Raw genomic sequence first — 20,665 nt, 5'->3', positions numbered from 1 at the left:
CAGTTAAACGGGCTGTTCCTGCCGTTTGCATTCATCGAGTGGGCAACTGCTGCAATAGCCGACGCCGGGCAGGCGGTAGCGAATGCAGCAGATGCGCCTCAGGCGCTGCGGCTCGTCCTCGCCGATATCGCGGTACTGCACGGGGGCGAACAAAGGATTACGCCGGCCGTTCGGGCGCAGGCGGGTATTCAGGATTTCTTTGGCCGGTGCGGTGCTGTACGCGTTGGCCAATGGGTGCAGGTCGATACGGCTGGTGACGAATTCGAACGTATTGCCGGCATTGCTCCAGAACAACCGGGGCGATGCCTGGGAGACACTGACCAAGGTTTCGATGACGGGCTCCAGATGATCCTCGACCAGGGTATGAAATCGCTCGAAGGCGGTGCAGGGTGGCAAAGGCTGGCCGGCATGGAGCAAGTGCAACGCCTGTGGCCTGGCGTCATTGCCCAGTTGTATCCCGGTGTCGGCAAGGGCAAGTGGCAGATCGCATTGCTGGAGCAGATTGGCGGCCATCACGGGTGCCAGGAAGGTGCTGAAGTACCATTTGGACCACAGCGACACCAGGGCCAGGCGCTCATCGGTTTTGTACCGTGCCTGCAGGTCGTCGACGAATGCGCCGAAATACTCGTGCTGGAAGAACCTGTCCCCCGGTACGTCTGTACGGGGATGGCTGCGCAGTTGCAGCTTTTCACCATGGTCGGCAAGCGGACCGGTGAACAGCGGGGCAAGGCTGGGAATCATCGACTCATCCGTGGACCGCGAATTGAGAGCGGTTATCGTTCAGAGGGGCCCGAAGTATAAACAGGGCGTTGCCGTCTTGCGACTGTTCATCGTCGATAGGGAAATTTGAGAACAGTGTATGAATTTTTAAAAATTAATGAGAATCGCTACCATTAGTATTGTATCGTAGGCGTCTTTCCGCCATGTCAGTCAAGGAGCAAGCAATGAGTTTGGACAGTCCGGATACGCGCTTTCTGGTTGTAGTCAATGATGAGGAGCAGTACTCGATCTGGCCGGATTATCGAAGCGTGCCCAATGGCTGGCGCACGCTCGACATGAAAGGCAGCAAGCAAGAGTGTCTGGACTATATCGAAAAGGTCTGGACCGATATGCGCCCGCTGAGCCTGCGCCAGGCCATGCACGTACAAGGACAGGGCTGATCGCCCGCGACAGAGTTTTTACCTCAGGGATTCAATATGGAAAGCGTCCAGCCCCGTCTATCATCCAGCGCAACCTTCACGCTGGAACAGTTTCGCCAGCAAGCACCGCGTGAACTGAACACCAACCCGTATCTTCAGCGCCAGGCGGCCCGTGAATCGAATGCCCGGTCTTATCCACGGCGTATTCCGTTGGCGCTGCAAGAGGCCCATGGCCTCTATGTTCGTGATACCCAAGGTCAGCTGTTCATGGATTGCCTGGCGGGGGCGGGAACTCTGGCGCTGGGGCACAACCACCCGGTAGCCATCGCGGCCATGCGCCAAACGCTCGACTCCGGCTTGCCCTTGCACACCCTGGATCTGACGACACCGGTCAAGGATCGCTTCGTCGAAGACCTGTTCAACGCGCTGCCGGAAAACTTTGCCCGTCATGCTCGCATCCAGTTTTGCGGGCCGACCGGTGCCGATGGCATTGAGGCGGCCTTGAAGCTGGCCAGGACGGCCACCGGGCGCAAACCGATTCTGTCGTTCTCTGGCGGCTACCACGGGATGACACTGGGCACGTTGAGCCTGATGGGCAACCTGGGGCCGAAACAGGCACTGGGCTCGCTGATGGCCGATGTGCAATTTCTGCCATATCCCTATGACTACCGTTGTCCGTTCGGCATCGGCGGCGAAGCCGGTGTCGATGCCGGGTTGCATTTTATCGAACAACTGCTCAGCGACCCGGAGTCGGGTGTGCTGCCACCCGCGGCGGTGGTGGTCGAAGTCGTGCAGGGCGAGGGCGGCGTGATCCCTGCGCCGATACGCTGGCTCCAAGGCTTGCGCCAATTGACCCGTAAGTTCGGCGTGGCGCTGATCATCGATGAAGTCCAGACCGGCCTGGGTCGGACCGGCAAACTGTTTGCGTTCGAGCACGCGGATATCGAGCCCGATATCCTCGTACTCTCCAAAGCCATCGGTGGTGGCCTGCCGTTAGCCGTGATGGTGTACCGCGAAGAGTTGGATACCTGGAAACCAGGCGCCCATGCCGGCACATTCCGCGGCAATCAAATGGCGATGGCCGCGGGGGCTGCGACGCTGCGCCATATCATCAGCGAAGACTTGCCGGGACATGCCGATGTCATGGGGCAACGACTCATGGCGGCTCTGCGCCAGTTGCAGGACCGCTATGCTTGCCTGGGCCAAGTACGCGGCCGAGGACTGATGGTGGGTGTGGAAATCGTCAGTGACACGGCGAGCGACAGTCGTGTCCCAGCAGCCGATACGGCATTGGCCCAGGCAATCCAGCGTCAATGCCTGCGCTTGGGCGTCATTCTGGAGCTCGGCGGGCGCCATGGTGCCGTTGTGCGGTTCCTGCCGCCATTGATCATCCAGGCCGAGGAGGTCGACGTGTTGGTCGAACTGTTCCAGGTTGCCCTGGCCAATGCTCTCGTGGAGGTCAAGGGCCGGACGTTGCATATCGCATGAAATGCTGCAATGTGGGAGCCAGGTTTGCTCGCGAAGACGGCGGCACATTCAACATCGATGCAAGCTGATCCACCGCTATCGCGAGCAAGCTTGCTCCCACAAAGGATTGCGGGAGCCCACAGCATCCAGATTCAACACCAAACCCTGCAACAGTTGCTCAGGCACTGGCGTGGGTCAGCCCGGTCAAGGTGTCCGCGATGGCCTTCGTGCGTTGTGCCGTGCCTTCGGTGGTGCGGCTCGAGTCTTCCAGGGCATCGAGCATCTCGCGCAGGGCGCTGACGGCGACGGACTGGTCTTCGATCTGTTGGGCGACGCCTTGGATCTCCGTCGAGAGCAGGTCAATGTCCACGCCAATTTCCGCAGCATTCTTGCGGGTGATTTCCGCGAGCTTGCGGACCTCATCCGCCACCACCGCAAACCCTCTGCCCATTTCACCTGCCCGCGCTGCTTCGATGGCGGCGTTAAGGGCCAGCAGGTTGGTCTGTCCGGCGATTTGCTGGATGACCTGTACGATCGACTGAATACGCAAGCTCGAACTGGCGAGCGCACGGGCGCCGACCACCGCTTCACCCGCTTGCGTGGCAAGCTGTTCGACGGTCGTGCCGGCCTGCTCGGCGACGCTGTTTTGCCGGTCAATCGTGCCCGTCAGGTCATCCATCGACAGGTGTAGCTCACCTGAGTAGTGCTTGATTTGCGTCGCCATCTGCGCTTGCTGCTGGCTGGCCTGGGCCAATACCTGGCCCAGATCGGTCAGGCCGTCGAACACCGGCAGGATGGTGTTGTCCAGGCCGCGAGTGTCCAGGGCGCTGCTGAAGTCGTTCATCTTGAACGCCATGATCTGCTTGACCACGACATGGTTCAGGCCGGCCAGTTTCTTGACCTGGCGGCGCAGGAAGAACGCCTTGAACTCGCCATAGTGGGCGATGAAGTTATCGACGTACTCATCGACAAAGCTGGCGCCCTTGGTGACCCTGAAGAAGAAAATCGCCGTGAGTGTCTGGTTAAGGTTCAAACCGAGAATTTCACCAAACGTCGAGAAACCGGCCAAAGGCACATCCCCGAAAATACCGGCCATGCTGCCCAGGTCGCTGCTGTTGTTGAGCCGGCGCAGGATGCAGTCATTGAGAATAGCGGCCACCGGACGGCCGCCCTTGCCCTTGAGGAATTTCTCGTAGTCGAGTCGGGTCGCCTCGCGAAGGGGCGTGCGCTTGACCATCACCAGCTCTTCGCCGGGCGCCACGTCGCAGAACAACTGGATGATCTGCTGCTGATAGTCGATACGGGCAATGGAGCGCACGAACAGCTCATCGCCCACACGGATGGCGAATGAATAATCGGCGAGCTTCTTTTCCAGCGCTTGGGCACTGCACTCGAATGCATCGCACAGTGCCTGGACCATGCTCTTGATGTTCCCCCGGCTGTCGATGACCTGGTCGATGGTGCGGTCTTCGACCGACGCGGTCAGCACGCTGAACGTCAGCCCGGCAGGTTGGAAGTTCTGGCTCTTGAACACCCCGAAGCGCACATCCGCCGCGGTTTTCAGGAAGACAATCTGCGCGTGGTTCTGATAACTGCGTTGCCCATCACTGATCAGGGTCTTTTTGAAATCCGTCTTGCCACCGGCCGAGCCGCCGACGAACAGGCAAGGGAAACGCCCCGACTCATAGAGCGCCTCCATAAAGAACGACTCGGAAGCGGAAAGACCATCGAACACCACGTAGGCCAGCGTATCGCGATGATCAATGGGTGTGCGCACTTGCGCCTGCTTGATGTTATTCACCAGCCTGGCGATTCGCTCACGCATGGCCAAGCGCTTGCCGCCTCCGCGAATGTCCTCGCACTCCAGCGGCACCATCACCACCTCGGCCGACACAATCACGCTGGCGTCAAAGAGCTGCAACACCACCCGATCCCAGCTCTCGCCGGTCTGGCAGTACAACGTGTTCGCACCGTTGCACAGCTCACCCGACGTCGTGCACAAGCTGATGGCGCTTTGGGGAAAGCGCTGCTTGACCTTGGCGGCGACCCGGTCGATGTCCAGGTGAGGGGAGACGAACCCGGTGACCAACACAGGGGTGATACGTACGTTGGCCAGCGCCTGGTCCAATTCAGCAGAGGTGCAGGCCACACTTACAGCCCCTTGAGAGCGGGCTCGGGCAGTGTTGAAGAGGTTCAGTAGGTTCATGGCTGGACTCGGTTGAGCGCGACGTGACGCGTACGAGGTATGCGTGCGGAGTCCTTTCCCTGTAGCGGTCACGGCTGGGGACTTGTATGGGCGTGAGCTTGTGCTATTTGCGGGGGCGGTCCATAGGGGCTTTTGGTTGGGGTTTGCTCCGTCTGTTGGATAGCGACTTTCGTATCGGTCCCGGGGGCGGTCTCTGAACAAATCAGCCCTATGACGCCTGGACGGCAAAGCGACACCCGCTATGCTATCGACGATGGCGTCTTGCCATTTACCACGCCCACCACAACCCCAGGTGTGAGACGAGAACCTGCTCGTCATCGCCCTTTGCAGAGACAATCCATGAATACATACAAAGCCGTGTCCGGAGTGGCCTGGGGTGTTTTGTTGGGTTGCATCGGCCAGGTCAACGCTTTTCAGCTTTCGCCGGATGGCACCTTGGCTGAGCGGGAGATGGCCAAGAAATACGGGGTTTCCTATAAGGCGACGGTGCCTTTCGCCAGTTTTGCGCTGCATAATTTTTCCGATCCTGCCCATGAGGCGCTGACGCAGAAGATCTATGGGTGCGACGGGGATTGGCAGGAGTGCAGCAACCCCAATCTGGAGAATGCCGGTGCCTACATCATTGCCGGGGTTCGCTGGAACGATGATCCGGTGTTCATGCCGGGCGCGGAAGATGCCAAGACCAAGGGTTGCGATGGACGTTACTCGGTGGGTTTTATCTCGCAGACGCGGTGCTGGGTAAATCTTTTCGAGAAAGCCGAAAGCAAAAGCGCTTCTGATCCAATGGCGTTCATGGGCGCAGGGAATTACATCTCTCGTTCGCATTTTGGCGACCTGCAGTTCTTGCATTCCATGGCTTCCCAGGAGGGCGTCGCGCCAGAGCAGACCAAGCGAGAAATCATGATGTGGGCCGAGTTCGCTTGGGGCGTTGCCGATGGAACCTATCCCATCAATACCTATTTGAAAGATATCAAGATCGAAGGCTGGGACCAGCATTTCAATAACGGACAGACCGTGCAGGATCTTTTTGCCGTCGGGCGTCCATGGCTGCGGGCGAATGTGAACCAGGTGGCGCTTGGCAGCTTGCTTCACCTTGTCCAGGACAGCTTTGCTGGTGGGCATGCGCAGCGGCGTGAAGAGGTGTTGGGTGACAAGTGCATGGGCGGTGTCGAGGCTGTGCAGGGGCGAATCGAGGAGTTTCACTCTTACGCCCGGCAGGATCATGCCAAGCACAAGGCCGATGACGCCAGTTCAGTCGCCAGGATCATGCTGATGGCCCATGAACCGGACGTCGTGGATGCGGGCAAGAAGTTGAGAGGGTTTATCGCCGATCGCAGGAAATGGGCGGATGTCAGGCCTTATCTGGATGAGTGTGTTTTTGCGCTGGCCAATGAAACGACTCCGGCGTCGGCGGGTGATGGATATAAGCTGGAGGCCAACCGCTGAACACCTGATGACAAGCTGGTGGGAGCTTGCTCGCGATGACGTCGGCATATTCAGCATCGGTGCAGGCTGATCCACCGATTTCGCGAGCAAGCCCGCTCCCACAGTAACCACAGAACCCCAGCAGCCAGCTCGCACGCCGCTCGTTCGTTCGTTGACATTCGGCCCTCCTCGACCATCATTAAGTGCCTCCAGAGTCATCACTTCTCCAGAGGCATGAACATGGCGCAAACGGACATTCTCATTGTGGGAGCCGGTCCTACGGGATTGGTCCTGGCTTTGTGGCTCACCCGGCAGGGGCTTGTTGTCAGGATTGTCGACAAGAGCAGTGGGCCGGGGGAAACCTCGCGTGCCATGGCCGTCCAGGCCCGCACACTTGAGCTGTATCGCCAGCTCGGCATGGCCGGTGCGGTTATCGAAGCGGGGTACAAGACCCCGGCCATGAACATGTGGGCCCGGGGCAAACGCAAGGCGCGGATTCCTCTGGTGGAGGCTGGCGGGGATCTATCGCCTTATCCTTTTGTCCTCATATACCCCCAGGATCGTCATGAGCGGTTGTTGGTCGAACAGCTTCAGTCCCTGGGCCTCGAAGTCGAGCGGCAGACCGAACTGCTGTCCTTCGAGGACCGTGGCGACTACGTTATCGCGCGCTTGAAACACGCCGATGGCCGCGAAGAAGTGCTGACGACTGCTTTCCTCGCAGGCTGCGATGGCGCGCGTTCGCTCGTGCGTCATCAGGTGGGAAGCGGCTTCGAGGGCGGCACCTATAAGCAGCTGTTCTATGTGGCGGACGTGTCTGCCAGCGGTTTCGAGCCTGCGGATGAGGCCCATATCGCTTTTGATAAATCCGAATTCGTGTTGGCGTTTTTCTATGGCGAAACTGGCCAATATCGCCTGATCGGTACGGTTCGCGACGAGCGCGCGGAACATCCAGAGACGCTGACGTTCGAGGACGTAGGCCATGACGCGATCAACGGTCTGAACATCAGGATCAATGGCGTGAATTGGTTTTCCACCTACCGGGTCCATCATCGCGTCACGGATCAGTTCCGCTGGGGCAGGGCGTTTTTGCTGGGCGATGCTGCGCACGTCCACAGCCCGGCCGGTGGACAAGGCATGAACACAGGCATCCTCGACGCGATCAATCTGGCTTGGAAACTGGCGGCGGTCGTGAAGGGACAGGCGTCAGATGCATTACTCGACAGCTATCAGGCCGAACGCCAGGCGTTTGCGCAAAAGCTTGTGGAAACGACGGACCGGCTGTTCACCTTTGCAACCGCCCAAAGCAATTTTGCCGACTTCGTGCGCACGCGCATCGCACCGCTTTTTGCGAGTGTTGCCTACAAAAGCGAGAACGTGCGTGAGTACCTGTTCCGGATGGTGTCCCAAACCACCTTGAATTATCACGAGAGCCCGTTGAGTGCCGGCAAGGCCGGTGACGTACGGGGCGGTGACCGTTTGCCATGGGTACCGGTGCCGGGCGCCGATAACTACGAACCGCTCGCCTCCATCGGCTGGCAGGTGCACGTCTACGGCGAGGCCCGGGCGGACCTGAAAGTCTGGAGCAGCCAGCAGCGGATCCCTCTGCACACGTTCACCTGGCAGGATGAGCATCATAAAGCCGGGCTGTGTCGGGACGCCGCCTATCTGCTGCGTCCCGACACCTACGTCGCCCTGGCGGATCCCCAAGCGTCTGCGGCAACGTTGAGCCGGTACTTCAGCGACCGGGGCCTGACGCTGCCGGCTTGAGCGCGTCAGGTGTGGCGATTGGCCCTTAGCCCAGATCCGCAGCCTCATGCCGCTCCGGCACCTGGCTCGCTTCGTCACCCCACGTGCGGTTGACCCGCTGCCCGCGCAGGACGGCCGGTCGTTTGGCAATCGCCTCTGCCCAGCGTTGCACATGGGTGTATTCGTGAGCACTCAGGAATTCGGCGGCGCCGTACACGTTGTTGCGCACCAGTTGGCCATACCAGGGCCAGACCGCGATGTCGGCAATGGTGTAGTCATGGCCTCCCAGGTATTGGCTTTCGCCGAGGCGGCGATCCAGCACGTCGAGTTGACGCTTGGCCTCCATGGTGAAGCGATTGATCGGGTATTCGAGTTTCTCCGGTGCATAAGCGTAGAAATGCCCGAAGCCGCCACCCAGGTACGGGGCAGAGCCCATCTGCCAGAACAGCCAGTTCAGTGTTTCGGTGCGGCCCGCCGGATCGGTGGGCAGGAAGGCGCCGAATTTTTCCGCCAGGTACAGCAGGATCGAGCCGGATTCGAAGACCCGAATGGCGGGTTCCACGCTGCGGTCCAGCAGGGCCGGGATCTTGGAGTTGGGGTTGACCTCGACAAAACCGCTGGAGAACTGGTCACCTTCGTTGATGCGGATCAGCCAGGCGTCGTATTCCGCACCCGTATGACCCAACGCCAGCAGTTCCTCCAGCAGGATGGTCACCTTCACGCCATTGGGCGTGGCCAGGGAATACAGCTGCAACGGGTGTTTGCCAATCGGCAAGGTCTTTTCGTGAGTCGGCCCGGCGATAGGGCGGTTGATGCTGGCGAACTGGCCGCCAGACGGGGCGTCGTTTTTCCAGACCTTGGGCGGAACGTAGGACGCTTGGCTCATCGGGACATACCTCATCGTTTGCTTGTGATGTGATCCCCCAGAGTCTACCGCTGTTCGTTCATGATCCGCGCCACTTCACCGGAAGCCTTGAGCTGCTCGAAAGCGCGCTGGGCCCTGGCGACGACTTCGTCAGGTGTGCTCAGGCTGAACGCCAGGTGGACCCTGTGGGGTTGCTCGTCGAGGGTATAGACCTCTTCCAGGGAAGTGAAATCCACTTGGGCATCCTTGCTCATCAGGCGCGCGGTGTTCTCCGGCATCGGCAGCAGTTGGATCTGGTGATTCAGCAGCTTTTGAAAGTTGTCGTGGTTGTTGGCCGAGATGACCAGCCGGGTAAACCCACGCTGTTGCAGGTAAATCTGCTTGGCGTCATTTCGCACCACACCGATGCTGTACTGCTTGGCATCCTCAAGGTTGTTGATGGCGATGCCTTTACTGTCGCGCATCTTGTAGAGCCGGCTCGCCACCCGATGTATTTCACCGACCCATTTGAATAGCTGCTCGCGGGCCGGGGTGCGGTCCAGCGGGAAAATCAACACGTTAGGCTCGTGCAGCGCCTTTTCGTAGGCCCGGGCCCACGGGTACAGCGACAGGCTGTAGTCGGTGAACTGCGCGTTTTTCAGCGTTTCTTCGGCGATGCGAATGCCCGGTCCGACGACCTTGTCGTCACGCTGGTAGGCATAGAGCGAATCTTCGGTCACGACTTCGATCGCCTCGGCGTGGCTTTGCAGGCTGATCGAGGTGAGTAGCAGGCACGAGCAGAGCATTAGGCGATAGTGCATATACAGACCTCATGGCACGTGATGTTCACAGGGCGATGCAATCGCGCCCCTTATGTTTGGCCCGGTACAGCGCCTGGTCGGCGCGTTGCAGCAGTTGATCGAAATGGTCCATGGTCTCCGGGTCCAGCTCGGCGACGCCGATGCTTACGGTGACAAACGGCGATACCTTGGAACCGCTGTGGGGCAGTTCACGTTCCGCCAGGCTTGCACGCAAACGTTGGGCGGCCTCGCAGGCCTGGGCGGCGTCGATGTTGGGCAGGACCACGACGAACTCTTCGCCACCCACGCGCGCAGTCAGTTCGCCAGAGCGGCCGAACACGCTGCGCAGGGTCTCGGCGATCTCTTTCAAGCACAAGTCGCCCTGCATGTGGCCGTAGGTGTCGTTGTAGATCTTGAAGAAATCGACATCGCACATGAGCACCGCCAGCGGGGTCTTGTGGCGGATCGCCCGGCGAAACTCGATCTCCTTCAACTCGTCGAAATAGCGACGGTTGGCCAGCCCCGTCAAATCATCGTGACGTGACAGTGCTTCGAGGGCCTGGTTGGCCGCCTTCAATTCTGCGGTCCGGGCCTCGACCAGTTCGGCCATTTGGTCGCGGCTGGCGGCAAGCGCCAGTTCGTCTGAATGCTGGCGCTCCAAATGGGCGCGCAGATTGTCCTGGAGGGTATTCACCTGGCGTTCGAGCAGGCTCAGCTCGTCTTGGCGCCGCACCGCCCGTTGCAGCTTGAGGTGGCGCTTGAGGGTTTGCGGCGCCAGTTCGCCCAGGTGCCGGGCGATGTGCACCACATGCACGGTCACCAGGCGGTTGAACACGGTCATGATCAACCCGGCCAGCAGCAAGGACTGGATGAGCTGGGTGATGACGATGCTGCGTGCTTCGCCCCAGAGGCGCTCCCACAGCAGGTTATTGTCGCCTTCGATGGTCAGCTCGCCGACTTTTTCATGGGCCCCGGCGTAGGGCTGCGCAATGAGTTGGCGATGCAGCACCGGCACCACGCCCGATTGAGCGACGGGGTATCGATTGAGTTCGATGACTTCAGGCGCTTGCCCGGGGCGCAGGATGTTCAACACCAGGCGGCCCACGGGTGCTGCCATGGCGACGCTGGCGATTTGCTGGTCGAGGGATTCACGGTCCAGTTCCCAAATGGCATGGGCCAGGGTGTTCTGGAAGACTTGGTCGATCAGGGCCAGTTCCGAATTCATTTCCGCCAGGTTGTTTTCCCAGGCCATCCAGGTCCGCCAGGTGACCATCACCAGGGTAAAGAGCAGGCAGAACAACAGCGTTGCCAGTACCAGGCGGCGCCCCAGGGAACTGAACGCCTTGGTCTGTGGTTGTGAGGAGGCCGTACGAAAATTGGCATCCATGTCATAACCATTTGCGCAGGATGGCATCGTAGACGCCATTGCGCCGGATGGTCTCCAGGCCCGCACGGAATTTCGCCACCGTATCGGCAGGCGTATTGCGGCTGAACGCCATGCTCAAGCCGTCGGCGCTGCTTAGCTCGGGCAGCGCCAGCGAGCGGATCAGCAACTTGTCCGGGTCTTCGCCATTCTGGCGCGTCAGGTACAGCGCGTTGAGCTCATTGGAAATCCACAACTCCACGTGATCAACCTTGAGCTTGCGGTAGTTGTGTTCGTACTTGGTGCTCGACTGCAGTTCTTCGCCGATGCGAAAGCCCTTCGATACCAGGTATTGCTCACCCACGTCCTGATTGACCGTGGCGATCTGGTGTCCATGGGCATCGGCCAGCGAGTCGAGTTTCACCGGCCGGTCCGCCAGCGAGTAGATGTACCACTGCGTCGGGCCGATGCTGCCGACCCACTGGAAAAGCGGTTCGCGTGCAGGCGTGCGGACGATCGAGTAGATCAACACGTTGCTTTCATTGAGCGCCAGTTCGTAGGCCCGGGCCCACGGCATGGAATGGATAGGCGCGTCCATGCCGACCTCCTTGAGCACGGCCTGGACCACCTCGGTGCTCATGCCGGTCATTCGGCCGTTCTGCGTCATGTTGTAGGGCGGTAGTTCCTCGGTCACGATGCGCAGCGGCGCCTCTGCCGCACAAACGCTCGCGGCGAGGAACATCAGGACGCCCCACACCAGCAGGCGATTCAGCGGCAAACCCATTGATCATTACCCTATGCAACTGGCAGAGCCCGGAGGTCTGGGAGCTATTATTGATAGGGTTATCGGCTAGGCTGGCGCCTGCTTGAATCCGGTCTGTCGAAACCGCCAGCCCAGCCGAAGGATCAACCGTTCAACAACGTCATTGTGTGCGCCTGGTATCGGTCGCCCGCCACGGCACCTTCGCCTGCGAAAATCCCATCCAACCGGGCCAATTCACCAGCGCTCAACATCACCGAAGTCGCTGCCACGTTGCTTTCCAGGTACTTGCGTTGCTTGGTGCCCGGGATCGGGATGACATGGTCACCCTGGGCCAATACCCAGGCCAAGGCCAATTGCGCAGCGCTGATGCCCTTGTCCAAGGCCAATGCCTTGACCTGCTCTACCAGCACCAGGTTGCGATTGAAGTTGTCGGCCTGGAAGCGTGGGTTGAAGCGGCGATAGTCATCGGCGGCGAAGTCCTCCGGTGATTTCAGCTCGCCGGTCAAAAAGCCCCGGCCCAAGGGACTGTAGGCGACGAATGCAATGCCCAGGCGCCGGCACGTATCGAGCACGCCATTGTGTTCGGGGTCACGGGACCACAGCGAGTATTCGCTTTGGACCGCTGCCAGGGGATGCACGGCGTGGGCTCGCTCGATGGTCTCGGCACTGGCTTCGGAGATCCCGATGTGGCGGACCTTGCCGGCCTTGACCAGCTCGGCCATGGCGCCGATGGTTTCTTCGACGGGCACTTCAGGATCGATGCGGTGCTGGTAGTAGAGGTCGAGGTAATCGGTATCGAGACGCTTGAGGCTGCCATCGACAGATTGCCGGACGTAGTCGGGGCGACCATTGACGCCGCGGGCATGGGGATCGCTGCTGCGCACCAGGCCGAACTTGCTCGCCAGGTACAGGTTTTCACGCTTGCCACGCAGGGCCCGTCCGAGCAGTTCTTCGTTGGTATACGGCCCGTACATGTCGGCGGTGTCGAACAGCGTCACGCCCAACTCCACGGCGCGGTGCAGCGTGGCAATCGCTTCGCGCTCGTCCACGCCCGTGGTGTAGAAATCCGACATGCCCATGCAGCCCAGGCCGATGGAGGAAACGTGAGGGCCGTGATGGCCGAGTTGGCGAGTCTTCATGTTGATAGCTCCTGGAAATGAACGACCTGTGCAGTCTCTATCAAGGGGTTTCCTGGATAAATCCACGATTATTGGTTTAACTATTCGTGATATCTAAATAGTGAGGCGTGAGATTGGACCGATTACAGGCCATGCAGGTGTTCCGGCGCATCGTTGAACTGGGCGGTTTCGGCAAGGCGGCCGATGACCTTGGACTGCCCCGGGCCACCGTCAGCCTGCTGATCCAGCAGTTGGAAGCCCATCTGGGCGTACAACTGTTGCAACGCACCACCCGCCAGGTGCGCGCAACGCTCGACGGGCAAGCGTATTACCAGCGCAGCGGCCAGTTGCTGGACGACCTCGATGACCTGGAAAGTTCGCTGTCGGTGCAACGGAGCCAACCGCGCGGCACCTTGAAAGTGGACATGCCCATTGCCTTTGGTTGTACCTGGATCCTGCCGCGCCTGCCGGATTTCTATCGCCGTTACCCGGCGTTGCAACTGGACATGGGTTTTCATGACCGCCAGGTCCATCTGCAGCGCGAGGGCGTGGATTGTGCGATCCGCGCCGGCACTATCCTTGATCAAGGGTTGGTCGCGCGCCCCATCGTGCGGCTGCATCAGCTGACCTGCGCCAGCCCCGACTACCTCGCTCGCGCCGGTACGCCTCGTCGGTTGGAGGATTTGCTGGCGCACCAGGTCATCGGCTTTGCCTCTGGCAATGGACGGTTCTTCCCGTTCGAATTCGAGGTGGCGGGGCGGGTGCGCGAAATGCAATTGCCGAGTGAGTTGACCGTCAATAACGCCGACGCTTATGTAACGGCCTGTGAAGCGGGATTCGGCTTGATCCAGGTGCCGCGTTACCACGTGCAACGGCAGTTGGCCGAGGGCGGCCTGGTCGAAGTATTGAGCGGGTACGGCGTGCCGACGTGGCCGATCTCAGCGGTGTACCCGCCGCACCGACAGCTGTCACCCAGGGTTCGGGTGTTTATCGATTGGGTGGTTGAGTTGCTGCAGGGAGAGGCGGATGGGCAACGGGCGTTGATGGAGAGGGCGTAAGGTAATGCCGAACCCTTTGGGGAGGACCGACCCCTTGTGGCGAGGGAGCAAGCTCCCTCGCCACCGCTCGGCATGAAAGAATGATCTGTGGGAGCTTGCTCGCGATGACGGCGACCCAGCCGACATTGATGCTAACTGACCTGACCCTATCGCGAGCAAGCTCCCACAGGGTTACATGCTCAGCCAAACATACTGTCTCTTCTAGTCAGGACTCGCCGCAATCAACGCAAGGTATAGCCGCTGTCCACCACCCAGTCCTGACCATACACGCCTCGTGCACCCTGGCTCAATTGGAACAGGATGACATCTGCCACGGCTCCGGGTTCGAGGAATTGCCCGTTCAGCAGGCGCTGGTTGACGGCGCTGGCCACTGAACCCAGAGCCTCTGCATCGAGGCCCAGGGTGCCCCAGATCGGTGTGGCGGTAGGCCCCGGCGAAACCATGTTGAGACGAACGCCAAGAGGCGCCAGTTCAACGGCCAGGGTGCGCATCTGCGCGCGCAAGGCCGCTTTCGATGCAATGTACGCGGCCAACCCCGGGAAGGTGACCTGTTCGAGGAACGTGCCGATGAACACCACGGACGCCTCGGCTGCCAGGTGCTCGCGCAGGCTGCTCAGGGTATTGAGAGCGCCCGCGCCATTGACGGCCCATTGCCTGTCGAAAGCGGCCAGGTCCAGGCCGTCGGCCAGTTGCGCGATTCCCGCATTGGGTACCAGGCAATCCACCGGGCCGATGGAGGTGGCCAGTTGTGCCAGCCTGGCCTGGTCGGTCGCCTGTGTCACGTCGCCGGGCAGCCAGGACAGCCTGTCGCCAAACCGCTCGACCAGTTCGCCGAGGCCACCGATTTGTCGCGACATCGCGATCACGTTGGAGCCGTGCTCCAGCAAACGTTGGGTGACGGCCAGGCCAATACCCGAACTGGCACCGGTGACTACGCTAAGACCAGGTTTGAATTCATTACTCATGTGGCTTTCTTCCTAGGTTCGCCAAAAGGGGCAGAAGACCTGATCAGGAAGTGTGCCAATTAATAATGCCTTGCCAGTCAATGGGTTGGTGTTTGTTGGGTTATTTTGACTCGGATGCGTCGTGGTCATAAAGACCTGATTCTTGGTCTTTATGACCAATTCCATATTCGTCGTTGTGCACAGCCATCAAGCCTTTACCCAACGCTGGCGACTCCAACCGCTCAACGTATCGACCGCCAGAACCAGCAACAGCATCGCCAGAATCACCGTACTGCCTTGGGCCTCCTGGAACAGGCTGAGGCTGACGTAGAGCATTTGCCCCAGGCCCCCGGCACCGACGAAGCCGAGCACGCTGGCCATGCGGATATTGTTTTCCCAGCGGTACAGGACATACGCCAGTAGCTGGGGCAAGAGGTTGGGCAGTGTGCCGTAGCAGAACGCCAATACCGCATTGCCACCTTGCAGGCGGATGGCGTCGGCAGGTTCCGAAGGGGTATTTTCCAGGGCTTCGGCGAACAGCCGGCCGAGCACGCCGGTGGTGTGCAGGGCCAAGGCCAGGGTGCCGGCATTGGGGCCGAGCCCGGCGGCCAGGACCATCAGCGCCGCCCACACCAGTTCCGGAACCGCGCGCAAGGCATTGAGCACCAGCCGCGAAGCACTCTGCAGGGGCCAGCCGAAGCGCCCGGCCGCAGGCAGGGCCAATAGCAGGCCGAACACCGCCGCGAGCAGGGTGCCGAGGGCGGACATGGCCAGGGTTTCCAAGGCACCGTGACCGATGGCTTTCAGGTGGCCCAGGCTCAGGTCCGGGCTGAGAAAGCGCTGCGCATAAGCGCCCATCTGGTGCAGGTTGCCGCTGTCGCTGAGTTCGCCCAAGTCGATGCCCAGGTAGACGAACGAGGCAATGACTGCCGCAACGATGCCCAGGACAATGACCGCGTTGATCAGGCGATTCATGCCAACCTCCAGCGCAGCAGGCGGCTGAGTTGATCGGCGAGCAGCACCAGCACCAGGAACGTCAGCAGCAGGCTGGCGACTTCACCGCCGGCGAACATTCGCAGTGACAGGTCCATTTGCTGGCCCAGCCCTCCGGCACCGACGAAGCCCATCACTACCGAGGCGCGGATGGCGCATTCCCAGCGATACACCGTGTACGACAACAGTTCCGCCGCGACATTGGGCAGGATCCCGTAGCTGAAAGCGGCGAGCCGGCTGCTGCCAGATTGCAAGAGCGCATGGGCCGGACGCTGGTCGACCGACTCGTAGATTTCCGCGTAGACCTTGCCCAGCATGCCGCTGTAGGTAATGGCGATCGCCAGTACGCCGGCCGTGGGACCGAGGCCGACAGCACGGACGAAGAGCAAGGCCCAGACGATTTCCGGGACGCTGCGCAGGAAGATCAGCAGGCCGCGCACAGGCCAGCGCAGCAGTTGGCCCCAATACCCCGGGTGCCCGGCACGGGAGGCCGCCGACAGCGACAAGGCGCGGCTGGCCAGCAGGCTCGCGGGCACCGCCAACAGCAGCGCCAAGGCCATGCCGGCCGTGGCGATCGCCAGCGTCTGCAAGGTGGCCTGCCACAGCAGTTCGACAAATTCGTCGCCATGGGCGGGCGGCCAGAACGCTGCTACGAACCGGCCCATTTCGCTCTGGCTGTCGCTCTTGAGCAGCACGCCGAGGTCCAGTTCGCTGAATTGGATGCCCGGCCACAGCAACACGAGGGCCAGCAGACTGAGCAGCAGGCGCGGGCGGGTGGCGGGGTCTCGGGTATCGCGTGTCAGCATCGGGGGATCTGCACGCTCAAGGAAGAGGGGGGTGTTGGCGAAGACTGTAGCTGTTCGTTGGCGTAGAGCGTGTCGAGCAACGGACGGTCGACCGCCTCGGTTGGCAGGTCGAACAGGATCTGCCCGTCCCGCAGGCCGATGACCCGGGAAAAGTGCGCCAAGGCCAGCTCCACCGCATGCAGGCTGGCGACCAGGGTGACGTTGTGTTCCCGGGCGTGGCGGCAAAGCACCGAAAGCGTGTGCTCGGCCAATACCGGGTCCATGGCCGAAACCGGTTCGTCGGCCAGCAGCACCTCTGGCGCCTGGTACAACACCCGGGCAATGCCCACGCGTTGCAGTTGGCCGCCGGACAGCTGCTGGCATTGGGCGAACAGTTTGTCGCCCAGGTCCAACTGGGCCAATGCCGCCCTGGCACCTGGAATATCCAGCGGGTGCAACAGGTTCAACAGGCTTTTGCCGACGCCCCACTGGCCGAGCTTTCCGGCCAGGACCGCCGTCACCACACGTTGGCGCGGCGGCAGAGGGGGCGATTGGTGGATCAGGCCGATGCGTGCGCGCAGGCGTTGACGCTGGCGTGCAGACAACTGCCAGGCGCGTTCGCCGAGCAACTGCAGCTCGCCGTTACCCGGGCGCAGGGCGGTGGCCAGCAGGTTGAGCAGGCTCGACTTGCCCGCGCCCGATGGACCGATGATGGCGACCTGCTCACCGGCGCCGATGTGCAGGTCAATGCCCCGCAGCGCCTGGACGCCGTTGGCATGGGTAACGCTGACCTGGGTCAGTTGCAGGGTCATTTGAGCAGTTCGGCGGCGCGTGCGGCTTCCTCGATGCCCTTGTAGTTCTCAGGCTTGGTTTCGATGAAGCGACTGGCGGCTTGCAGATCGAGGATTTCCTTGTCCTTCGGGTTGGCCGGATCGAGTGCCAGGAAGGCTGCCTTTATCTTGGCCGCCAACGCTGGGTCGAGGGTACCGCGCACCGTCCAGTTGTAGTCGAAGTAGGCAGGGGTGGTGGCGAAGACCTTGACCTTGGTCGTGTCGACCTTGCCGGCAGCGACCAGTTTTTCCCAGACACTGGCGTTCAGCACGCCAGCGTCCACCTTGCCGGCCTGGACCCAGGCGACGGTGGCGTCATGGGCGCCCGAGTAGCCCACGCGACTGAAGTAGCTTTCAGGCTTGATGCCGTCCTTGAGCATGAAATAGCGCGGCATTAGGCTACCGGACGTCGACGACACCGAACCGAAGGCAAAGGTCTTGCCCTTGAGGTCGGCGAGGGATTTGACGGCCGGATCGGCGGTGATGAATTTACTGGTGAACTGGGCGTCCTGTTCGCGCTGTACCAGGGGAATGGCATTGCCGGTTTTCAGGCGTGCCTGCACGAAGGTGAAGCCGCCCAGCCAGGCCATGTCGATGCGGTCGGTGGCCAGCGCTTCGACCACGGCGGGGTAGTCGCTGACGGGTACGAACTCGACTTTCATGCCGGTTTGCTGTTCCAGATAGGCACCCAGCGGCTTGAACTTGCGCAGCAGCTCGGTCGGGGCCTCATCGGGAATCGCACTGACTTTCAAGGTGTCAGCGGCCTGGGTCAGCAGGCTGCTAAAAGACAGGGCAACGCCGACGGCCAATGCCAGGGAACGCTTGAGCATGGAGGATCTCCGGTACATGAAGGCAAGGAATGGTGAAGCATCACGCCCACGGGGATGGCGGTACGCCGCTCTGTGAGGGTAGACGAAGGAGAGCGATATTAACCGTTTCTGGCCTTGAACTCACTCATTCCCCCGTGGCGAGGGAGCTTGCTCCCGCTGGCCTGCGCAGCAGGCCCCAGCATGCTGACAGGCAAACCGCATTGTCTGGTTTTGCGACTGCTGCGCAGCCGAGCGGGAGCAAGCTCCCTCGCCACAGGTTCTGGGTTGTCTGGGTTGACGCTATCGCGAGCAAGCTCGCTCCCACAGGGGGGGTGAGGCGGGCGGGAGAACCGGGGCCTCGTCGGGTGAGGCCTCGGCGAATGAGAGGTCAGAACAGCTTGGTGAACAACCAGTAGAGGCTGCCGGAAAGGAGGATGGCAGCAGGCAGCGTCAGTACCCAGGCCATCACCAGGTTGCGGATGGTGCGCATCTGCAAGCCCGAGCCGTTGGCGACCATGGTGCCGGCCACGCCGGAGGACAACACATGGGTCGTGGACACCGGCAAACCGAACATGTCGGCGGCGCCGATGGTCAGCATGGCGACGGTTTCGGCCGAGGCACCTTGGGCGTAGGTCAGGTGGGACTTGCCGATTTTCTCACCCACCGTCACCACGATGCGCTTCCAGCCGACCATGGTGCCCAGGCCGAGGGCGATGGCCACGGCGATTTTCACCCACAGTGGAATGAACCGCGTGGAATTGTCGATCTGCTGTTTGAACAATTGCAGCTGGGCGCTGGTGTCGGCGTCGAAGTTGCCGACCTTGTTCTTGTCCATCAGGCGAATGGTTTCGCTGGTCAGGTACATGTCGTTGCGCACGTTGCCCACGGCTTCGGCGGGGACCCTGGCCAGCGAGCCGTAACCCTTGACCTCGGCGCCAATGCTGCCGGTCATCGCAGCCAGGGCCGGAACCAATTGCGGCGTCGCCTCCTTGCTGCCCACGTAGGTGGAAAGGATCGCTCGCGGATTTTCCGGGGCCGGCAGCGGCGAGTGCTTGACCAGGGCTTGCTGGGTGACTTGTGCCACGGCGGCGAATTGCAGTGCCTGGTCGGCCGGCATGGTGCGGTTCAGCGCATACGCCATCGGCAGGGTGCCGACCAGAATCAGCATGATCAGGCCCATGCCTTTCTGACCGTCGTTGGAGCCGTGGGCGAATGACACGCCGGTGCAGGTCAGGATCAGCATGCCGCGTATCCACCAGGGCGGCGGAGTATTGCCTTCCGGGGCCTTGTACAGCGAGCGGTTCTTGACGAAGGCCCGCAGCGCCAGCAGCAGCAACGCAGCGCAACCGAAACCCACCAGCGGCGACAGCAGCAACGCATAGCCAATCTTGGTCGCCTGGGCCCAGTCCACACCGCTGGTGCCGTCACGCCCGTGCATCAGGGCATTGGCGACACCCACGCCGATGATCGAGCCGATCAGCGTGTGGGACGACGACGCCGGCAAGCCCAGCCACCAGGTGCCCAGGTTCCACAGGATGGCGGCGATCAGCAGGGCGAAGATCATGGCGAAGCCGGCAGAGGAACCGACTTGCAGGATCAGCTCCACCGGCAGCAGGGCGATGATGCCGAAGGCCACGGCGCCGCTGGAGAGCAGCACCCCGAGGAAGTTGAAGAAGCCCGACCAGGCCACGGCGAAGTTCGGCGCCATGGAGTTGGTATAAATGACGGTGGCCACGGCGTTGGCGGTGTCGTGGAAACCGTTGACGAATTCGAAGCCAAGGGCAATCAGCAGCGCCACGCCCAACAGCAGGAACGGTGTCCAGGTGGTCACCACGGTGCCCAGTTCGTTCATGTCGTGCATCAGGCTGTAGGCGGTAAACAGCAAACCGCAGCCCAGCACGGCGAAAAACACCACCAGGGTGATTACACTCGGTTTGCGGTTGAGCTGCGGTCTTGAACTGGGGGCGATGGAACTCGATGAGTCCATGACCAGGGTCTGGTTTGTCATGATGAAATCCGATTCGGTGAGCAGTGGGGTTGTAAGGCTCGGTGCCGGGCATCCCTGGCGGGCTGTGAAAGTCCCGGGGCACGATACGCGTCGGTGGCTTCGGACTGCGCAAGCATCTTCTTGTCGTCCCGCTGTGGCAGTTCGATGGCCGGCAATCGCACCGCTTCATCCACGCTAGTTGCATTTTGTTACATGGCGGTGACGGTCATCTGTGCTTCACGCGCTTTCCCCTGGCTAAAACGTTTTTCCCAAGTGGATGTCGGCACGATTGGGTTTTATCGATTACGCACGACCGCGCAGGGGGCGCCCGGAGTTTCCCCAACAAGCGTCTGCTTGCATGGCAACGTGCAAGGTGTGTCATCCAGGT

At 61.2% G+C, this 20,665-nt stretch carries 18 protein-coding genes and 1 pseudogene; 5 read left to right on the top strand and 14 right to left on the bottom strand.

The window, feature by feature from the left end; genetic code table 11:
• Positions 1–3: 3 nt before the first annotated feature.
• Positions 4–741, bottom strand: coding sequence for a siderophore-iron reductase FhuF (gene fhuF / locus TK06_RS08175; protein ID WP_063321650.1), 738 nt, complete (start codon positions 739–741; stop codon positions 4–6).
• Positions 742–944: 203 nt separating this feature from the next.
• Between fhuF and TK06_RS08170 the strand changes: the two genes are divergently transcribed.
• Both TK06_RS08170 and TK06_RS08165 read left to right on the top strand, forming a co-directional pair.
• Complete coding sequence (locus tag TK06_RS08170) at positions 945–1,160, top strand: MbtH family protein (RefSeq protein ID WP_063321649.1); 216 nt, start codon at positions 945–947, stop codon at positions 1,158–1,160.
• Between the two features lie 36 nt (positions 1,161–1,196).
• Complete coding sequence (locus tag TK06_RS08165) at positions 1,197–2,627, top strand: diaminobutyrate--2-oxoglutarate transaminase (protein ID WP_063321648.1); 1,431 nt, start codon at positions 1,197–1,199, stop codon at positions 2,625–2,627.
• A gap of 157 nt (positions 2,628–2,784) precedes the next feature.
• Here the strand turns inward: TK06_RS08165 and TK06_RS33390 are convergent, their stop codons facing one another.
• On the bottom strand, positions 2,785–3,285 hold the full coding sequence (locus TK06_RS33390) for a methyl-accepting chemotaxis protein (RefSeq protein ID WP_223471818.1): 501 nt from the start codon (positions 3,283–3,285) through the stop codon (positions 2,785–2,787).
• A gap of 372 nt (positions 3,286–3,657) precedes the next feature.
• Positions 3,658–4,812: pseudogene (locus TK06_RS33385) on the bottom strand (FIST signal transduction protein); the annotation flags it as partial.
• A gap of 339 nt (positions 4,813–5,151) precedes the next feature.
• On the opposite strand from TK06_RS33385, the gene TK06_RS08155 reads away from it, so the two are divergent.
• Both TK06_RS08155 and TK06_RS08150 read left to right on the top strand, forming a co-directional pair.
• A complete protein-coding gene (locus TK06_RS08155) occupies positions 5,152–6,258 on the top strand; it encodes a hypothetical protein (protein WP_063321646.1) in 1,107 nt (368 codons plus the stop codon).
• 219 nt (positions 6,259–6,477) lie between these two features.
• Positions 6,478–8,004: an FAD-dependent monooxygenase gene (locus tag TK06_RS08150; RefSeq protein ID WP_063321645.1), complete on the top strand. Its 1,527-nt coding sequence runs from the start codon at positions 6,478–6,480 to the stop codon at positions 8,002–8,004.
• 25 nt (positions 8,005–8,029) lie between these two features.
• Here the strand turns inward: TK06_RS08150 and yghU are convergent, their stop codons facing one another.
• From yghU to TK06_RS08125, 5 genes are all read right to left on the bottom strand, one after another.
• Entirely contained in the window at positions 8,030–8,869 is an 840-nt protein-coding gene (gene yghU / locus TK06_RS08145; protein ID WP_063321644.1) for a glutathione-dependent disulfide-bond oxidoreductase, read from the bottom strand.
• Between the two features lie 44 nt (positions 8,870–8,913).
• Positions 8,914–9,648 (bottom strand): substrate-binding periplasmic protein, encoded by a 735-nt coding sequence (locus tag TK06_RS08140; RefSeq protein WP_063321643.1) that lies wholly within the window; start codon positions 9,646–9,648, stop codon positions 8,914–8,916.
• Between the two features lie 25 nt (positions 9,649–9,673).
• Positions 9,674–11,014, bottom strand: coding sequence for a diguanylate cyclase (locus TK06_RS08135; protein ID WP_063321642.1), 1,341 nt, complete (start codon positions 11,012–11,014; stop codon positions 9,674–9,676).
• Position 11,015: 1 nt separating this feature from the next.
• Complete coding sequence (locus TK06_RS08130; RefSeq protein WP_063321641.1) at positions 11,016–11,774, bottom strand: substrate-binding periplasmic protein; 759 nt, start codon at positions 11,772–11,774, stop codon at positions 11,016–11,018.
• Between the two features lie 122 nt (positions 11,775–11,896).
• A complete protein-coding gene (locus tag TK06_RS08125) occupies positions 11,897–12,892 on the bottom strand; it encodes an aldo/keto reductase (RefSeq protein ID WP_063321640.1) in 996 nt (331 codons plus the stop codon).
• Between the two features lie 113 nt (positions 12,893–13,005).
• Between TK06_RS08125 and TK06_RS08120 the strand changes: the two genes are divergently transcribed.
• Positions 13,006–13,929, top strand: a complete 924-nt coding sequence (locus TK06_RS08120) for a LysR family transcriptional regulator (protein WP_063321639.1) — start codon at positions 13,006–13,008, stop codon at positions 13,927–13,929.
• Between the two features lie 221 nt (positions 13,930–14,150).
• Here TK06_RS08120 and TK06_RS08115 read toward each other — a convergent pair whose 3' ends face one another.
• The 6 genes from TK06_RS08115 to TK06_RS08090 form a co-directional block, all read right to left on the bottom strand.
• Complete coding sequence (locus tag TK06_RS08115) at positions 14,151–14,894, bottom strand: SDR family NAD(P)-dependent oxidoreductase (RefSeq protein WP_063321638.1); 744 nt, start codon at positions 14,892–14,894, stop codon at positions 14,151–14,153.
• A gap of 186 nt (positions 14,895–15,080) precedes the next feature.
• On the bottom strand, positions 15,081–15,848 hold the full coding sequence (phnE, locus tag TK06_RS08110) for a phosphonate ABC transporter, permease protein PhnE (RefSeq protein ID WP_063321637.1): 768 nt from the start codon (positions 15,846–15,848) through the stop codon (positions 15,081–15,083).
• A complete protein-coding gene (locus TK06_RS08105; RefSeq protein WP_063321636.1) occupies positions 15,845–16,672 on the bottom strand; it encodes a PhnE/PtxC family ABC transporter permease in 828 nt (275 codons plus the stop codon). Before TK06_RS08105 ends, phnE begins: the two co-directional genes overlap by 4 nt.
• Complete coding sequence (locus TK06_RS08100) at positions 16,666–17,463, bottom strand: phosphonate ABC transporter ATP-binding protein (protein WP_063321635.1); 798 nt, start codon at positions 17,461–17,463, stop codon at positions 16,666–16,668. Before TK06_RS08100 ends, TK06_RS08105 begins: the two co-directional genes overlap by 7 nt.
• Positions 17,460–18,311 (bottom strand): putative selenate ABC transporter substrate-binding protein, encoded by an 852-nt coding sequence (locus TK06_RS08095; RefSeq protein WP_014339226.1) that lies wholly within the window; start codon positions 18,309–18,311, stop codon positions 17,460–17,462. Before TK06_RS08095 ends, TK06_RS08100 begins: the two co-directional genes overlap by 4 nt.
• A 367-nt stretch (positions 18,312–18,678) precedes the next feature.
• Positions 18,679–20,298, bottom strand: coding sequence for an inorganic phosphate transporter (locus TK06_RS08090; protein ID WP_063321634.1), 1,620 nt, complete (start codon positions 20,296–20,298; stop codon positions 18,679–18,681).
• Between the last annotated feature and the right edge of the window lie 367 nt (positions 20,299–20,665).

It is taken from the genome of Pseudomonas fluorescens (assembly GCF_001623525.1).
Taxonomy (GTDB): Bacteria; Pseudomonadota; Gammaproteobacteria; order Pseudomonadales; family Pseudomonadaceae; genus Aquipseudomonas; species Aquipseudomonas fluorescens_Q.
Note: the sequence above shows the minus strand (reverse complement) of the source record. Positions and strands in the feature narration are given on the sequence as shown.